Origin of the sequence: uncultured Amaricoccus sp., assembly GCF_937858865.1 — a bacterium.
Lineage (GTDB): Bacteria > Pseudomonadota > Alphaproteobacteria > Rhodobacterales > Rhodobacteraceae > Amaricoccus.
This window is the reverse complement of sequence record NZ_CALLYO010000225.1, coordinates 1-14,484: the sequence shown is the minus strand read 5'-3', so window position 1 is coordinate 14,484 and position 14,484 is coordinate 1. Positions and strand designations below refer to the sequence as shown.

At 71.9% G+C, this 14,484-nt stretch carries 18 protein-coding genes; 8 read left to right on the top strand and 10 right to left on the bottom strand.

Going from position 1 to position 14,484, the window contains the following annotated elements; translation table 11 throughout:
- The first annotated feature begins 106 nt into the window (after positions 1–106).
- A complete protein-coding gene (locus Q0112_RS06125; protein WP_297972763.1) occupies positions 107–1,711 on the top strand; it encodes a 5'-nucleotidase C-terminal domain-containing protein in 1,605 nt (534 codons plus the stop codon).
- A gap of 175 nt (positions 1,712–1,886) precedes the next feature.
- On the opposite strand, the gene Q0112_RS06120 is transcribed toward Q0112_RS06125, so the two are convergent.
- The 8 genes from Q0112_RS06120 to Q0112_RS06085 all read right to left on the bottom strand — a co-directional run bounded on the left by Q0112_RS06120 (position 1,887) and on the right by Q0112_RS06085 (position 7,890).
- Positions 1,887–2,201, bottom strand: coding sequence for a hypothetical protein (locus Q0112_RS06120; RefSeq protein ID WP_297972762.1), 315 nt, complete (start codon positions 2,199–2,201; stop codon positions 1,887–1,889).
- 8 nt (positions 2,202–2,209) lie between these two features.
- Positions 2,210–4,030, bottom strand: a complete 1,821-nt coding sequence (locus tag Q0112_RS06115) for a M3 family oligoendopeptidase (protein WP_297972761.1) — start codon at positions 4,028–4,030, stop codon at positions 2,210–2,212.
- 64 nt (positions 4,031–4,094) lie between these two features.
- The gene (locus tag Q0112_RS06110; RefSeq protein ID WP_297972760.1) at positions 4,095–4,493 is read right to left on the bottom strand and encodes a DoxX family protein; all 399 of its coding nucleotides are present in this window, start codon (positions 4,491–4,493) and stop codon (positions 4,095–4,097) included.
- Positions 4,494–4,623: 130 nt separating this feature from the next.
- Positions 4,624–5,589: a D-glycerate dehydrogenase gene (locus Q0112_RS06105; protein WP_297972759.1), complete on the bottom strand. Its 966-nt coding sequence runs from the start codon at positions 5,587–5,589 to the stop codon at positions 4,624–4,626.
- A 15-nt stretch (positions 5,590–5,604) separates the two neighbouring features.
- Positions 5,605–5,943 (bottom strand): tRNA-binding protein, encoded by a 339-nt coding sequence (locus tag Q0112_RS06100; protein WP_297972758.1) that lies wholly within the window; start codon positions 5,941–5,943, stop codon positions 5,605–5,607.
- Between the two features lie 78 nt (positions 5,944–6,021).
- A complete protein-coding gene (locus Q0112_RS06095; protein ID WP_297972757.1) occupies positions 6,022–6,483 on the bottom strand; it encodes a phasin family protein in 462 nt (153 codons plus the stop codon).
- 42 nt (positions 6,484–6,525) lie between these two features.
- Positions 6,526–7,347, bottom strand: a complete 822-nt coding sequence (gene proC, locus Q0112_RS06090; RefSeq protein WP_297972756.1) for a pyrroline-5-carboxylate reductase — start codon at positions 7,345–7,347, stop codon at positions 6,526–6,528.
- Between the two features lie 39 nt (positions 7,348–7,386).
- A complete protein-coding gene (locus Q0112_RS06085) occupies positions 7,387–7,890 on the bottom strand; it encodes a YbjN domain-containing protein (protein ID WP_297972755.1) in 504 nt (167 codons plus the stop codon).
- 312 nt (positions 7,891–8,202) lie between these two features.
- On the opposite strand from Q0112_RS06085, the gene Q0112_RS06080 reads away from it, so the two are divergent.
- Entirely contained in the window at positions 8,203–8,526 is a 324-nt protein-coding gene (locus Q0112_RS06080; RefSeq protein WP_297972754.1) for a type II toxin-antitoxin system RelE/ParE family toxin, read from the top strand.
- On the top strand, positions 8,519–8,821 hold the full coding sequence (locus Q0112_RS06075) for a hypothetical protein (RefSeq protein ID WP_297972753.1): 303 nt from the start codon (positions 8,519–8,521) through the stop codon (positions 8,819–8,821). The genes Q0112_RS06080 and Q0112_RS06075 overlap by 8 nt, the downstream gene beginning before the upstream one ends.
- Before the next feature lie 17 nt (positions 8,822–8,838).
- Here Q0112_RS06075 and Q0112_RS06070 read toward each other — a convergent pair whose 3' ends face one another.
- On the bottom strand, positions 8,839–9,084 hold the full coding sequence (locus tag Q0112_RS06070) for an accessory factor UbiK family protein (protein ID WP_297972752.1): 246 nt from the start codon (positions 9,082–9,084) through the stop codon (positions 8,839–8,841).
- 85 nt (positions 9,085–9,169) lie between these two features.
- Positions 9,170–10,207: an aldo/keto reductase gene (locus Q0112_RS06065; protein ID WP_297972751.1), complete on the bottom strand. Its 1,038-nt coding sequence runs from the start codon at positions 10,205–10,207 to the stop codon at positions 9,170–9,172.
- A gap of 95 nt (positions 10,208–10,302) precedes the next feature.
- Between Q0112_RS06065 and lgt the strand changes: the two genes are divergently transcribed.
- The 5 genes from lgt to Q0112_RS06040 all read left to right on the top strand — a co-directional run.
- Positions 10,303–11,172, top strand: a complete 870-nt coding sequence (gene lgt, locus Q0112_RS06060) for a prolipoprotein diacylglyceryl transferase (RefSeq protein WP_297972750.1) — start codon at positions 10,303–10,305, stop codon at positions 11,170–11,172.
- Complete coding sequence (locus Q0112_RS06055) at positions 11,169–12,200, top strand: SAM-dependent methyltransferase (RefSeq protein ID WP_297972749.1); 1,032 nt, start codon at positions 11,169–11,171, stop codon at positions 12,198–12,200. The genes lgt and Q0112_RS06055 overlap by 4 nt, the downstream gene beginning before the upstream one ends.
- The gene (gene pgeF / locus Q0112_RS06050) at positions 12,197–12,961 is read left to right on the top strand and encodes a peptidoglycan editing factor PgeF (RefSeq protein WP_297972748.1); all 765 of its coding nucleotides are present in this window, start codon (positions 12,197–12,199) and stop codon (positions 12,959–12,961) included. The genes Q0112_RS06055 and pgeF overlap by 4 nt, the downstream gene beginning before the upstream one ends.
- 128 nt (positions 12,962–13,089) lie before the next feature.
- On the top strand, positions 13,090–13,512 hold the full coding sequence (locus tag Q0112_RS06045) for a MerR family DNA-binding transcriptional regulator (protein ID WP_297972747.1): 423 nt from the start codon (positions 13,090–13,092) through the stop codon (positions 13,510–13,512).
- Between the two features lie 11 nt (positions 13,513–13,523).
- The coding region (locus Q0112_RS06040) for an acyl-CoA dehydrogenase family protein (protein WP_297972746.1) at positions 13,524–14,484 on the top strand (961 nt) is incomplete at its 3' end.

Here is a 14,484-nt window from a genome sequence, read left to right as displayed (position 1 = left end):
GCATGTGACGGGCAGGTTACGGGCAGGTGACGCGCCTCGCCCTTGCCCCGAGGGACCTTCGCCTGCCATGCTCGGCCACCGATCAGGCGCAAGGAGGTCGCAGCCCATGCCGTTCCGCAAAGCCCTGGCCGCCGCGGCCGCGCTGACGCTCATGGCCGGCGCCGCGCAGGCCTTCACGCTGCAGGTCGCGCACTTCAACGACTTCCACAGCCGCATCGAATCGATCAACGGCTTCGATTCGACCTGCTCGACCGAGGACGAGGCGGCGGGGGAGTGCTTCGGCGGCGCCGCGCGGCTGGTGACCGCGGTGAAGGCGCTGCGCGAGGCGGCGGCGGCGAAGGGCGAGCCCATCGTCGTGCTCGAAGCGGGCGACGCGTTCCAGGGCTCGCTCTTCTTCACCGCCTATTCCGGCGAGGTCGAGGCCGAGATGCTGAACCGCATCGGCATCGACGCCATGGTCTACGGCAACCACGAGTTCGACCTCGGTCCCGCGCCGCTGGCGAAATTCATCGAGAAGGCCGAGTTCCCGGTCCTCTCCGGCAATGCCGACGTCTCGGCCGACAACCTGCTCGCACCGCTGGCCGAGGACCATGTCGTGCTCGACCTCGGCGGCGAGAAGGTCGGCATCGTCGCCGCCATCACTCCGGAGACGGCCGAGATTTCCTCGCCCGGCCCGACGGTGACGTTCCGCGATCCGGTCGCCTGGCTCGGGGGCGAGGTGGCGGCGCTCGCGGCGGAGGGGGTCGACAAGGTCATCCTGCTCAGCCACCTCGGCGAGGTCGAGGACCAGAAGATCGCCGCCGCCGTGCCGGGGATCGACCTCATCGTCGGCGGCCACAGCCACACGCTCTTCTCCAACACCGCCGAGGGGGCGCCCTTCGCCTATCCGCTGATGGTCGAGGGGCCGGACGGGCGGAGCGTGCCGATCGTGCAGGCCGGCGCCTACTCGAAGTACCTCGGCCACCTCACGCTCACCTTCGACGATGCGGGCGTCGTCACCGGCGCGACCGGCGACGCGCAGCTCCTCGACGCGAGCGTCACGCCCGACGCCGACACGCTCACCCGCATCGCGGAGCTCGCCGGCCCGATCGAGGAGCTGAAGGCCCGCGTCGTCACCGAGATCCCCGCCGGCATCGACGGCAGCCGCGAGACCTGCCGCGCGCAGGAATGCGTCATGGGGAGCCTCGTCGCGGACGCCATCGTTGACCGGGTGAAGGGGCAGGGCGTCACCATCGGGCTGCAGAACGGCGGCGGTCTGCGCGCCTCGATCGGCGGGGGCACGGTCACCATGGGCGACGTGCTGGCGGTGCTGCCGTTCCAGAACACGCTCTCGACCTTCAACCTGCCCGGCTCGGCGATCGTGGCCGCGCTCGAGAACGGGGTCAGCCAGGTCGAGGAGGGCGCCGGGCGCTTTCCGCAGGTCTCGGGCCTGCGCTTCAGCTGGGACCCCGAGGCGCCGGCGATGAGCCGGATCAAGACGGTCGAGGTGCGCGAGGGCGAGGCCTGGGTGCCGCTCGATCCGGCCAAGGTCTACATGGTGGCGAGCAACAACTTCATGCGCGCGGGCGGTGACGGCTATGTCTCGCTGCGCGACGAGGCGACGAATGCCTACGACTACGGGCCGAACCTCGAGGACGTGCTGGCCGACTTCCTGGCCGCCCATCCCGACTATGCCCCGGGCGACGAGCCGCGGATCACGCGGGTGGAGTGATACGGCCTCCGGCAGGAATTCCGGTCGTGTTAACAGCGGCTTGGGGGCGGACTGGAATGCGGCTGGAAGGAGGCTGGAAAGCGGCCATACGACCTTGACGGTCGGTTAAGAGGTTAATGCCGAAACGCGCAGGGGCGCGAGGGGCCGAGCCAATCACCCGGAGGTCGTGCGAGCCTCACCGGCAGTGGAGGTTGCCGAGGGTGTCGGGGCGGCAGGTGCCGGCCGGCCCGCCGCCCTCGCGCAGCACCGTCCCGCCGAGGCGGTTGGTGCGGCGGGCGGGGATGAAGGTCTCGCCTTCGGGCTGCTTCTCCCGCGCCCGCACCCGGTCGAGCGCCTGGGTCGGCGCAGGTCCCGGCCGCGCCAGCGGCCGCGGCTCCGCGGCGGGGCAGCTTACCGTGCCGAGGGTGTTCGGCCGGCACACCACCTCGGCCTCCGCCGGCGACGCCACCGCGAGGAACGCGCCGATCGCCGCTGCCGCCACCCGCCGCATCGGCCTGCTCAGTCCTCCATCGCCTCGAGCTCGTCGATCATCGCGGCGATGAGGCCGAGCCCCTTGTCCCAGAATTTCGGGTCGCTGGCGTCGAGGCCGAACGGCGCCAGGAGATCCTTGTGGTGCTTCGAGCCGCCGGCCTCGAGCATCTCGAAGTACTTCTCCTGGAAGCCGGGGCGACCCTCCTCGTAGACGGCGTAGAGCGCGTTCACGAGGCCGTCGCCGAAGGCATAGGCATAGACGTAGAAGGGCGAGTGGATGAAGTGCGGGATGTAGCTCCAGAAGGTCTCGTAGCCCGGCATGAACGCGAAGGCCGGCCCGAGGCTCTCGCCCTGCACCGCCATCCAGATCGCGTTGATGTCGTCCGGCGTCAGCTCCCCCTCGCGCCGCGCCGCATGCAGCCGGCACTCGAAGTCGTAGAAGGCGATCTGCCGCACGACGGTGTTGATCATGTCCTCGACCTTGGAGGCGAGGAGGATCTTGCGCGCCGCCTGGTCCTTGGCCTGGGCGAGCAGCTTGCGGAAGGTCAGCATCTCGCCGAAGACGCTCGCCGTCTCGGCCAGCGTCAAGGGCGTCGAGGCGAGGAGCTCGCCCTGCCCTGCTGCCAGCCGCTGGTGCACGCCGTGGCCGAGCTCGTGCGCCAGCGTCATCACGTCGCGGCTCTTGCCGAGGTAGTTGAGGAGCACGTAGGGGTGCACGTCGACGACGGTCGGATGCGCGAAGGCGCCGGGCGCCTTGCCGGGCTTCACGCCGGCGTCGATCCAGCCGCGCTCGAAGAAGGGCCTGGCGAGGTCGGCCATGCGCGGGTCGAAGCCGGCGTAGGCGTCGAGGACCGTCGCTCTCGCCTCCTCCCAGCCGATCCTGCGGTCCTCCTCCTTCGGCAGCGGCGCGTTGCGGTCCCAGACCTGCAGCTTGTCGAGGCCGAGCCACTTCGCCTTCAGCGCGTAGTAGCGGTGCGAGAGCTTCGGATAGGCGGCGACCACGGCGTCCCTCAGCGCCTCGACCACCTCGGGCTCCACGTCGTTCGAGAGGTGCCGCGCGGTCTGCGCCGTCGGGAACTTGCGCCAGCGGTCCTCGATCTCCTTCTCCTTGGCGAGCGTGTTGGTAATGCGCGCGAAGAGCGGCAGCCGCGCCGCGAAGGTCGCAGCCAACGCCTCCGCCGCCGCCTGGCGCTTGCCGCGGTCGGGATCGGAGAGACGGTCGAGCGCCGCCTCGAGGCTCAGCGTCTCGGCCCCGACCGGGATCTCGAGCCCGGCCATCGTCTCGTCGAAAAGCCGGTTCCAGGCCGCCGCCCCCACCACCGACTGGTCGTGCAGGAACCGCTCCAGCTCGTCGGAGAGCTGGTAGGGCTTCATCTTGCGGATGCGGTCGAGGAGCGGCTTGTAGCGCAGCAGCGCCGGGTCGCCCGCCACCACCGCGTCGAGCGCGGCGTCCTCGATCCGGTTGAGCTCGAGGGTGAAGAAGACGAGCGGCGTGGTGATCTCGGTCAGCGCCGCCTGCATGTCGCCGAAGAACTTCGCCCGCACCGGGTCGGTCGTGTTCTGGTAGTAGCGCAGGCCGGCATAGCTCATGATCCGCCCGGAGACGGTCTCGATCCGCTCGTAGCGGCGGATCGCCGCCAGCAGCCCGGCGGTGTCGAGCGCCGCGAGCCTGCCCTCGTGGTCGCCGGCGAAGGCCAGGCACTCGCCGCGCAGCCACTCGATGTCGGCGGTAAGCTCGGTCGCCTGCGGCGAGGGATAGAGGTCGCCCAGGTCCCACTCGGGCAGCGGCCCGAGCGCCTCGTCGGCGGCGGGCTCGCGGGCGTCGAAGGCGGCGGGCAGGCGGGTCATGGCGGTCCTCCTCGGGGGCTGGGCGAGACTTAGGGTCTCGCGCCGCCCCTGTCGAGGCTCGCCCTCAGGCCCTCCGCTCGGCGCGCGCCGCGTCGAGGCTCCAGGAGCCCGGGCCGGCGAAGACGAGATAGAGGAAGACGAAGCAGAAGAGGATCGCCGCGTCGCCGCCGTTCAGCACCGGGAAGAAGCTCTGCGGCGCATGCGCCATCCAGTAGGCCACCGCCATCTGCCCGGAGAGCAGGAAGGCGACCGGCCGGGTGAAGAGGCCGACGACCAGCAGCGCGCCGCCGACGATCTCGAGCAGCCCGGCGATCCAGGGCAGCGACATGAAGCCAGGGGAGAATTCCGAGGCGGGGAAGCCGAGGAGCTTCTGGGTGCCGTGCTCGATGAAGAGAAGCGCGGCGACGATGCGCAGGATGCCGCGGACGCGCGGCGCCCAGGCGTCGAGTGCGGAAGCGTTCATGGATTTGTCCCTCGATGGCTTGCTGCACCGCACAAGCTGCTCGGCCGGCGGCAACGGGTCAATCCCGGCGCCTCTGAACAACTCGTGATGAGAGTGGCTGGGCCGGGCGGCCTGGCTGGAAGTCTCGCCCTCAGGCCACCCGCGACGGCATCTCCTCGCCGGCGAAGAAGGCGGCGAGGTTGTCGACCGCCAGCATCCCCATCGCCGTGCGCGTCTCGAGCGTCGCGCTGCCGATGTGCGGCAGCAGCGTCACGTTCGGCAGCCGCAAGAGCGCCTCGGGCACCTTCGGCTCCTCGGCGTAGACGTCGAGCCCGGCGCCGGCGAGATGCCCCCGCGCGAGCGCCGCGGCCAGCGCCGCCTCGTCCACGATGTCGCCGCGCGCGGTGTTGACGAGATAGGCCCCCCGCTTCATCCCGGCGATCCGCCCGGCCGAGAGGAGCCCGCGGTTCGCCCCGCCCCCCGGCACGTGCAGCGAGACGACGTCCGCCGCGGCGAGGACGGCCTCGACCGTCGGCAGCGCCTCGGCGGGGAAGTCGAACGGTCCCGTGGGCGAACGGTTGAAGTAGGCGATCCGCATCCCGAAGCCGAGCGCCGCCCGCCGCGCGGTGGCCGCCCCGATCCGCCCCATGCCGAGGATGCCGAGCGTCTTGCCCTGCAGCCCCATGCCGAGCCAGCCGGTCGGGCGGAAGCCGTCCCAGCCGCCGGCGCGCAGGATGGCCTCGGTCTCGCTCATCCGCCGGGTCGCGGCGAGGATCAGCGCCAGCGCGATGTCGGCCGTCGCGTCGGTCAGGACGCCCGGCGTGTTGCCGACCGCGACCCCGGCCGCCTTCGCCGCGGCGAGGTCGATGTTGTTCACCCCCACGCCGAAGTTCGAGACGATGCGCACCCGCCGCCCCGGCGTGGCGAGGAGCTCGGCGTTCACCGCGTCGTTGACCGCGACGAGAACGCCGTCGGCCTCGCGCATCGCCCGCGTCAGCTCCTCCCGCGGCAGCGGCCGGTCCTCGGGGTTGAGCGTCGCATCGAAGGCGGCAGCGAGGCGCGCCTCGACCGCCTCGGGCAGGCGGCGGGTCACGACGACACGGGGCTTCGGCGCCATCTCTCTCCCCCCGTCTCAGTGCAGCCGCGCGCCGATCGGCGCCTCGCGGTCCGGCGCGACCAGCACCACCGCGCCATCCGCATCACCCACCCCGAGCGTCAGCACCTCCGAGCGGAAGGGGCCGATCTGCCGCGGCGGGAAGTTCACCACCGCGAGCACCTGCCGGCCGACCAGTTCGTCGACGCCGTAGTGGACGGTGATCTGTGCCGAGGACTGGCGGGTGCCGATCTCCGGGCCGAAGTCGATCCAGAGCTTCAGCGCCGGCTTCCTCGCCTCGGGAAAGGGCTCCGCGCGGAGCACGCGCCCCACGCGGATGTCGACCTTGAGAAAATCGTCGAAGCTGATCTCGCTCATCCCGGGGCCCCCTCTCGCGGAGCCCCGAGACAAGCCCGCCGGCGCGGCGGGGGCAAGCCCCTTCGTTGCGCGCGGGCGCTACTTGCGGGCCACCTTTCCGGCCATGTCCTTCAGCTCGGAGATGCTCTCCTTGATCCGCGCCGAGACGATCTCGTAGGCCTCGGCGTTCGCCTTCTGCGCGCTCTCGGCCAGGGCCTGCATGTTGGCGAGCGCCTTCTCGAAGGCGGCCTTGGCGAGTTCGCCCTGCGCCTTGGCGCGGTCGTCGATCTGGGTGGTGTCGAAGGCCTTGAGCTGCTTCTGCGCCTCGGCCATCGTCTCCTCGAAGATGCCGACCTGCTTCTTGAAAAGCTCCTGGTAGCCCGCGGCCGCCGCCTTGTTGGCCTCGACGAGGGCCTCCATGTTCTTCTGCTGCGCCTTCACCAGGGCGTCGGCGTCGATGCCCGGCATCTTCAGGTTCGCGAGATACTTGCTGAAGTCGTTCTGCTTGAAGAACTCGTTCAGCTTGTCCACGTCGAACGAGAAGGTCTTGGGATCCAGCATCGGTTCTTTCTCCTCCTTGAGAGGCCCCCGCGGGCCGACACCTCAGCCGCCGAGCTCCCTGCTGCGGGCAGCAGCGGCGGTAACGGCACGGCGCATCAGCGCCGGCAATCCACCCGTCTCGTCCATCAGAACGGCGAGCGCCGCCGCGGTCGTGCCGCCGGGGCTCGTCACGTTCACGCGCAATTCCGCCGGGGCGGCCCCCGAAGATTCGGCCAGCGCCCCCGCACCGGCCACGCTAGCACGGGCCAGCCGCAGCGCCAAACCCGCGTCGAGCCCCTCGGCCTCGCCCGCCGCCGCCAGCGCCTCGATCAGCAGGAAGACATAGGCCGGGCCCGAGCCCGAGACGGCGGTGACGGCGTCCATCTCCGCCTCGCTCCCGAGGCGGACGGTCTCGCCGACCGCCTGCATCAGCGCCTCGGCGAGCGCGATCCCCGCCGCGCCGGCGGCGGCGTTGCCGACCAGCGCCGTGATGCCGTGCCCGACCGCGGCCGGCGTGTTCGGCATCGCCCGCACCACCCGCGAGCCGGCGCCCAGCGCCCCCTCCAGGCGCGCAATCGGCGTGCCGGCGGCGATCGAGAGAAAGAGCGTCCCGCTCGCCCCGAGCGCGGAGAGCCGGGGCAGCGCCTCGCCCATCATCTGCGGCTTGACCGCCAGGACCGCCACCGCGGGCGCCTCGGGCAGATCGGCGTTGAGCCGCAGCCCCTCGCCGGCCAGCGCCGTGAGGCGCGGCGCCGGGCGCGGCTCGAGGACGGTGACGGCGGCCGGCGCGAGCCCGCGGGCGAGCCAGCCCTCGAGGAGGGCCGTCCCCATCTTGCCGCAGCCGAGCAGCACCAGGCCGCGGCGGGAGAGATCCGACAGTTGCAAGCGCCCCCTTCCCGGCGGCCGGAAAGGGGGCCGCCGTCTTCAGGCCCGACCGTAGGCCTCGGACATGGCGATGCCAAGCGCCTTCTCGGGCGTCTCGCCGCCCCAGGCGACCATCTGGAAGGCTGGATAGAAGCGCTCGCAGGCGGTGACCGCCGCGCGCACCATGTCGTTGATCTGCGCCGAGCTCGCCTGCGCCCCGCCGGCGAGGTTCAGCCCGTAGCGGTAGCCGACGAGCTTCTGCTCGCGCCAGAGCACGAAGGCGCCGGTCCAGCACCTGTCGTTGGCGAGCCCCATGACCTTGTGCAGCGCCGCCACCCGTTTCGCCGGCGGCGCCATGTCGAAGGCGCAGATCAGGCGCAGCGTCTCGTCACGGGCGGACCAGGCGAGCGTCACCGAATAGGTCCGCCAGCTGCCCTCGATCGCCATGGCGATCTGGTCGTCGGCGATCCGGTCGAAGTCCCAGGACCGCTCCTCGGCCAGGGTCTCGACGATGTCGATGGGGTGGAGCTCCTCGCAGTCGAAATCGCGCTCGACAATGCCCATGCCCGGTGCCTCTCATTCTGGCCACCCGCCGGGGCATCACCCCCCGCGGGGGCGTTGAGGTTAACAACAGATCAACGGCAGGCGCCGCCAACCTACCACATATGGTGGGCGAACCGAGGATGCCTGTAAAGGCAAATATCGCATGAACCGGCGAAGATTTCCGCGTCAGAGTTAACGGTCCGTCAACTCTTTCGCGCCGGGGATTCGGAGCTGCGGTCCACAGGCAGAGTCGACGGCCCGAGCGACCGGAACTACGCCATTGGCGCAGCTTTCCGCTTGCGCATACTGCGCCAATGGCGTAATTATGCGCGAGTGGAGATCGTCGTAACCCGAACCTACGCTCGAGCCCTCAGGAAGATGGGCGTCACCCCTGCCGAGGACGCGGAGATCCGGGCGACGATAGCCGCGAATCCGCTGGCGGGGGACGTGATCCCCGGGCTGGACGGCTTGCGCAAGCTCCGCTTCGCCTTCGGGGGTCGCGGCAAGCGCGGCGGCGGCCGCGCCGTCTATTTCCTGATGCTGGCGGACGATGCCGCGGCCCTCGTCTTCGCCTATGCCAAGGCCGACCGGGAAGACATGACGATCGCGCAGAAGAAGATGCTGAAGCAGTTGATGGAGGAGATCAGGAATGGGTGACAAGAGCCTCGGCGACGGCATCGCCGAGGGACTCCGGGAAGTCCTGGCCTGGAAGCGTGGCGAGACGGCGCTCGAAGTCGTCAACGTGGCCCCGCTGGCCCCGGCGCGGATCAAGGCGATCCGCAGGAAGGCGGCGAAGTCGACGAGGGAGTTCGAGGCGATGTTCGGCATCGCCGCCGCGACCATGAACAACTGGGAACAGGGACGCCGGTCGCCGGACCCGGCAGCGCGACTGCTGCTCAAGGCGATAGAAGCCGACCCGGCCTTCGTCGCGCGCGTCGCTAGAAGCGGCTAGCAGGCTCGTCGGGCCCGTCAGCCCTTCGCCTTCTCCAGCGTCTCGAGGCGCGCCTTCAGCGCCTCGTTCTCCTCGCGCGCCTTCTCGGCCATGGCGCGCACGGCGTCGAACTCCTCGCGGGTCACGAAGTTGCGGTCGGCGAGCCAGCGGTCGAGCCGGGCCTTCAGCGCCGTCTCCGCCTCGACCTTCGCCCCCTGCGCCACCCCCAGCGCGTTCGACATGAGCTGGGCAAAGTCGTCGAAGACCTTGTTTTTCGTCTGCATTCGGGCGTTTCCTTCGGCTGTTCCCCGGGCATATGGCGACGCCCGCCCGGCTTGCCAAGGGCCACAGCCGGCGGGCGGCCGGGGGCTATTTCTCCTCGGCGCGGAAATCCGCCGGGCCGAACCGCTCCGCCGCGCTGCGGTTCTGGTGCCAGTAGGGATAGATCGACGGCGGCGCGCTGACCGCGTCGAGCCGCGCCCGCTCCTCGGGCGTGAGCAGCAGATCGGCCGCCGCGATGCAGTCGCCGAACTGCGCCTCCGTCCGCCCGCCGATCACCAGCGACGCGACCCCCGGCCGCCCCAGCAGCCAGGCGAGCGCCACCTGCGCCCCCGAGACCCCGTGCGCCGCGGCGACCTCCTTCAGCACCTCGACGATGCGCCAGAGCCGCGCGGTGTCGCGGATCGGCGGCTCGTGCCGCCCGCCGAGCTGCCGCGCCGAGGGCGCCTCCGGCCCGTACTTGCCCGAGAGCAGCCCGCCGGCGAGCGGGCTCCAGACCAGGATGCCGACCCCCTCGGCGACCGCGATCGGCACCAGCTCGTACTCCGCCTCCCGCGCCTCGAGCGTATAGTGGATCTGCTGCGTCACGAGCCGCGGGAACCCACGCGCCTCGCCGACGGCGAGCGCCTTCATCAGGTGCCAGGCCGAATAGTTCGAGGCGCCGGCATACCTTACCTTCCCCTGCTCGACCAGCGTGTGCAGCGCCCCGAGCGTCTCCTCGAGCGGCGTCGATCCGTCCCACTCGTGCAGGTAGAGGATGTCGATCACGTCGGTCCGGAGCCGCCCCAGGCTCGCCTCGACCTGCCGCATGATATGGTGCCGCGACAGCCCCTCGCCGTTCGCCCCCTCGTCCATGCGGAAGCGCACCTTCGAGGAGAGGAGCACGTCGTTCGGCCGCTTGCCGCCCAGCGCCTCGCCGATGATCGTCTCGGATTCGCCGCGCGAATAGGCGTTGGCGGTGTCGATGAGGTTCACCCCCCGGTCGAGGCAGAAGGCGATCTGCTCGCGCGCCACCGCCGGCCCGACCGCGCCCACGCCCTGGAAGCCCGCCCCGGTCGCGAAGGTCATCGTCCCCATGGTCATCGCCGAGACCCGGAGCCCCGACCGCCCGAGATACCTGTATTCCATCACCGCCCTCCCTGAGACGCGCCCCGTTTCAGCACAGGCACGGCAGTGGTTCAACGCTTGACAGGGCCGCCGGCGCCTCCGATTGAGGGCGCCTCATGCCCCTCGTCCTGCCCTTCCCCGAGATCGACCCGGTCCTCTTCTCGCTCCGCCTCGGCGGCATCGAGCTCGCCATCCGCTGGTACGCGCTCGCCTATATCGCCGGGCTCCTCATCGGCTGGCGCTACGTCGCCTTCCTCTGCCGCCGCCCGGCGCTCTGGGGCGGCACGGCGCCGATGCGCCCGGAGCAGTCCGACGACCTCCTCACCTGGATGATCCTCGGCGTCATCCTCGGCGGCCGCCTCGGCTACGTCCTCTTCTACCAGCCCGCCTTCTTCGCCCAGAACCCGGCCGAGATCCTCGCCGTCTGGCGCGGCGGCATGTCCTTCCACGGCGGCTTCCTCGGCGTCGTCGCCGGCGTCATAGGCTTCTCGCTCCGAAACGGTCTCCCCATCCTCTCCGTCGGTGACGCCGTCGCGGCCGCGGCGCCCATCGGCCTCTTCTTCGGCCGCATCGCCAACTTCATCAACGCCGAGCTCTGGGGCCGCCCCTCGACCGCCCCCTGGGCCGTCGTCTTCCCCGGCGAGGCCGCCCAGGCCTGCCCGCCCGGCTGGCCCGTTCCCTGCGCCCGCCACCCCTCGCAGATCTACGAGGCCGGCCTCGAGGGCCTCGCCCTCTTCCTCCTGCTCGCGCTCGCCATCCGCGCCGGCGCGCTGGCCCGCCCCGGCCGCGTCTTCGGCCTCTTCCTGATCGGCTATTCCCTCTCCCGCATCGCGCTCGAAGCCTTCCGCCAGGCCGACGCCCAGTTCGTCACCCCGGACAATCCGCACGGCCACCTCCTCCTCGGCCTCACCATGGGCCAGCTCCTCTCGCTGCCGATGCTCGCGGCCGGCGCCATCCTCCTCCTCCGCTCCCGCCGGCACGCGTGACGGGCTTCGCCGCCGCGCTCCGCACCCGCATCGAGGCCCGGGGCCCGCTGCGGCTCGACGCCTGGATGGCCGCCTGCAACGATCGCTACTACGCCACCCGCGATCCGCTCGGCGCCGGCGGCGACTTCACCACCGCCCCCGAGATCAGCCAGATGTTCGGCGAGCTCCTCGGCCTCTGGCTGGCGCAGGCCTGGGTCAATCAGGGCGGCGGCCCCTTCCTCCTCGCCGAGCTCGGCCCCGGCCGCGGCACGCTCATGCGCGACGCCCTGCGCGCCGCCGCGGTCCAGCCCGGCTTCACCGAGGCGGCCCGGCTCTGGCTCGTCGAGCGAAGCCCGACGCTCGGCGCGGCGCAGCGCGCCCTCCTCCCCGGCGCCCGCTCCGCCGCCCGCCTCGAGGACCTGCCCGGAGGGCCGCTCTTCCTCGTCGCCAACGAATTCTTCGACGCCCTGCCCATCCGCCAGTTCCAGCGCACCGAGAGCCTCTGGCGCGAGCGCCTGGTCGGGCCCGACGGCTTCCTCTGGGGCGCCCCCCGCCCCGACGCCGGCCTTGACGCCCGCTTCCCGCACCTTCCCGACGGCGCCATCGCCGAGACCTCCCCGCAGTCCGAGGCGATCGCGGCCCACCTCGGCGCCCGCATCGCCCTGGGGGGCGGCGCGGCGCTCGTCGTCGACTACGGCGCCTGGGACGGCCACGGCGACACGCTGCAGGCCGTCGCCGGCCACGCCTTCGCCGACCCGCTGGCCGCGCCGGGCGAGGCCGACCTCACCGCCCACGTCCGCTTCCGCGCCCTGGCCGAGGCCGGCCGCCCCGCCCGCGCCTTCGGCCCGGTCGGCCAGGGGCCCTTCCTCGAACGGCTCGGCATCACCACCCGCGCGCAGGCCCTGGCGCGGGGGCGGCCGCCCGAGACCCGGGCGCAGATCGCCGCCGCGCATCGCCGCTTGACCCACCCGGACGAAATGGGAACGCTCTTCCAGGCGCTGGCGCTCCTCCCCGCAGGGGCGCCGGCCCCGCCTGGATTTGATGGATGACGCTGGAAATTCTGACCTCCCCGCTTCTCGCCGGCGCCCGGCACGGCTTCTTCACCCGCCGCGGCGGCGCCTCCTCCGGCATCTACGCCGGCCTCAACTGCGGCCCCGGCTCCGCCGACCAGCGCGAGGCGGTGGCGCTCAACCGCGCCCGCGTCGCCGAGGCGCTCGGCGTCGCCCCGGCGCGGCTCCTCTCGCTGCACCAGGTGCACGGCACCGAGGTCGCCGTCGCCGGCCCCGCGGGCTGGCCCGGCAGCGAGCGGCCGCGCGCCGACGCCGCCGTCACCGCCGATCCCTCCGTCGCCATCAGCGTGCTGACCGCCGACTGCGCCCCGGTCCTGCTGCACGACCCGGAGGCCCGGGTGGCCGGCGCCGCCCATGCCGGCTGGCGCGGCGCCGCCGACGGCGTCATCGAAGCGACCCTCGCCGCGATGGAGCGGCTCGGCGCCCGCCGCGCGGCGATCCGCGCCGCCGTCGGCCCGACGATCAGCCAGCGCGCCTACGAGGTCGGCCCCGAGTTCCTCGACCGCTTCCTCGCCGAGGAGGACGGCTCCGAACGCTACTTCGTCCCCGGCAGCGGCGACCGCCTCCTCTTCGACCTGCCCGGCTTCGTTCTCGGCCGCCTGCGTGCCGCCGGGGTCGCCGACGCGGAATGGATCGGCGCCTGCACCTATTCCGACCCCGAGCGCTTCTTCTCCTACCGCCGCGCCACCCACGCCGGCGAGCCCGACTACGGCCGCCTCATCTCGGCCATCCGCCCCTGACCGCCCGTCGCCTTGGCCGGGACACTCACCCCGCAGGGCAGTCCCGCCCGCGGGCGCAGGCGGTGACGTCGCGTCAACCTTACGCAAACGTCAACTTTTCGCCTTGCGCGAATCCCGCGGCGCCGGGCATGGTCCGGGGCACGATGGCGCAGACGGAATCCCTCGCGACCGACGACCTCATGACGATCGGGCAGATGTGCGAGACCTTCGGGGTCACGCCGCGCACCCTGCGCTTCTACGAGGCGAAGGAGCTCGTCGCCCCGCTCCGCACCGGCACGCGGCGCCTCTTCACCCGCCGCTGCCGCGCCCGGCTGAAGCTCATCCTGCAGGGCAAGCGCTTCGGCTTCTCGCTCGAGGATATCCGCCAGCTGCTCGACCTCTACGACCTCGGCGACAGCCAGGCGACGCAGATCATGCGCACCCGCGCCCTCGCCCTCGAGCGCCTCGCCGCCATGGAGGCCCAGCGCGCCGAACTCGACGCCGCCATCGCCGACCTGAAGGACCAGCTCGCCCGGACCGACACGCTCCTCGCCCAGCGCGAGGCCGAGTAACGAGGACCCGCATGGCCGCCTACACCCCGCCCCTCGACGACATGGCCTTCGTGCTGCACGACGTCCTGGCCGTCCACGACTCGCCCCTCCCAGGCTACGCCGACCTCGACCGCGCCTTCACCGCCGCCATCCTCGACGAGGCCGGCCGGATCGCCCGCGACGTCCTCGCTCCCTTGAACGCCACCGGCGACCGCCAGGGCTGCCGCCTCGAGAACGGCACCGTCCGCACTCCCGAAGGCTTCCGCCGCGCCTTCGAGCTCCTGCGCGCGGGCGGCTGGACCAGCATCGACTGCGACCCGGCCTACGGCGGCCAGGGCCTGCCTTACGTGCTGCACGCCGCCGTGGGCGAGATGCACTCCGCCGCCAACATGGCCTTCGCCATGTATTCCGGCCTCACCCACGGCGCCTATACCGCCATCCACGCCCACGGCTCCGACGCCCAGAAGGCCGCCTACTTGCCGAAGCTCGTCACCTGCGAGTGGACGGGCACCATGAACCTCACCGAGCCCCACGCCGGCACCGACCTTGGCCTCCTGCGCACCCGCGCCGAGCCGCAGTCGGACGGCACCCACCGCATCACCGGCCAGAAGATCTTCATCTCCGCCGGCGACCACGACCTCGCCGAGAACATCGTCCACCTCGTCCTCGCCCGCACGCCGCAGGCTCCCGCCGGCGTCAAGGGCATCTCGCTCTTCATCGTGCCGAAGTACCTCCCGAACCCCGACGGCACGCTCGGCGAGCGCAACGCCCTCTCCGTCGGCAAGCTCGAGGAGAAGATGGGCATCCACGGCAACGCCACCTGCGTGATGAACTACGACGGCGCCACCGGCTGGCTCCTCGGCCCGGAGAACGCCGGGCTCAAGGCCATGTTCACCATGATGAACGAGGCCCGCGCCCAGGTCGGCATGCAGGGCCTCGCCCAGGCCGCCGGCGCCTACCAGCTCGCCGCCGCCTACGCCCGCGAGCGCCTCC

Bases quoted from the DNA above. Each gene is read 5' to 3' on its own strand.
- Q0112_RS06125 (WP_297972763.1), top strand. From the start codon at position 107: ATGCCGTTCCGCAAAGCCCTGGCCGCCGCGGCCGCGCTGACGCTCATG.
- Q0112_RS06120 (WP_297972762.1), bottom strand. From the start codon at position 2,201: ATGCGGCGGGTGGCGGCAGCGGCGATCGGCGCGTTCCTCGCGGTGGCG.
- Q0112_RS06115 (WP_297972761.1), bottom strand. From the start codon at position 4,030: ATGACCCGCCTGCCCGCCGCCTTCGACGCCCGCGAGCCCGCCGCCGAC.
- Q0112_RS06110 (WP_297972760.1), bottom strand. From the start codon at position 4,493: ATGAACGCTTCCGCACTCGACGCCTGGGCGCCGCGCGTCCGCGGCATC.
- Q0112_RS06105 (WP_297972759.1), bottom strand. From the start codon at position 5,589: ATGGCGCCGAAGCCCCGTGTCGTCGTGACCCGCCGCCTGCCCGAGGCG.
- Q0112_RS06100 (WP_297972758.1), bottom strand. From the start codon at position 5,943: ATGAGCGAGATCAGCTTCGACGATTTTCTCAAGGTCGACATCCGCGTG.
- Q0112_RS06095 (WP_297972757.1), bottom strand. From the start codon at position 6,483: ATGCTGGATCCCAAGACCTTCTCGTTCGACGTGGACAAGCTGAACGAG.
- Q0112_RS06085 (WP_297972755.1), bottom strand. From the start codon at position 7,890: ATGGGCATTGTCGAGCGCGATTTCGACTGCGAGGAGCTCCACCCCATC.
- Q0112_RS06075 (WP_297972753.1), top strand. From the start codon at position 8,519: ATGGGTGACAAGAGCCTCGGCGACGGCATCGCCGAGGGACTCCGGGAA.
- Q0112_RS06070 (WP_297972752.1), bottom strand. From the start codon at position 9,084: ATGCAGACGAAAAACAAGGTCTTCGACGACTTTGCCCAGCTCATGTCG.
- Q0112_RS06065 (WP_297972751.1), bottom strand. From the start codon at position 10,207: ATGGAATACAGGTATCTCGGGCGGTCGGGGCTCCGGGTCTCGGCGATG.
- lgt (WP_297972750.1), top strand. From the start codon at position 10,303: ATGCCCCTCGTCCTGCCCTTCCCCGAGATCGACCCGGTCCTCTTCTCG.
- pgeF (WP_297972748.1), top strand. From the start codon at position 12,197: ATGACGCTGGAAATTCTGACCTCCCCGCTTCTCGCCGGCGCCCGGCAC.
- Q0112_RS06045 (WP_297972747.1), top strand. From the start codon at position 13,090: ATGGTCCGGGGCACGATGGCGCAGACGGAATCCCTCGCGACCGACGAC.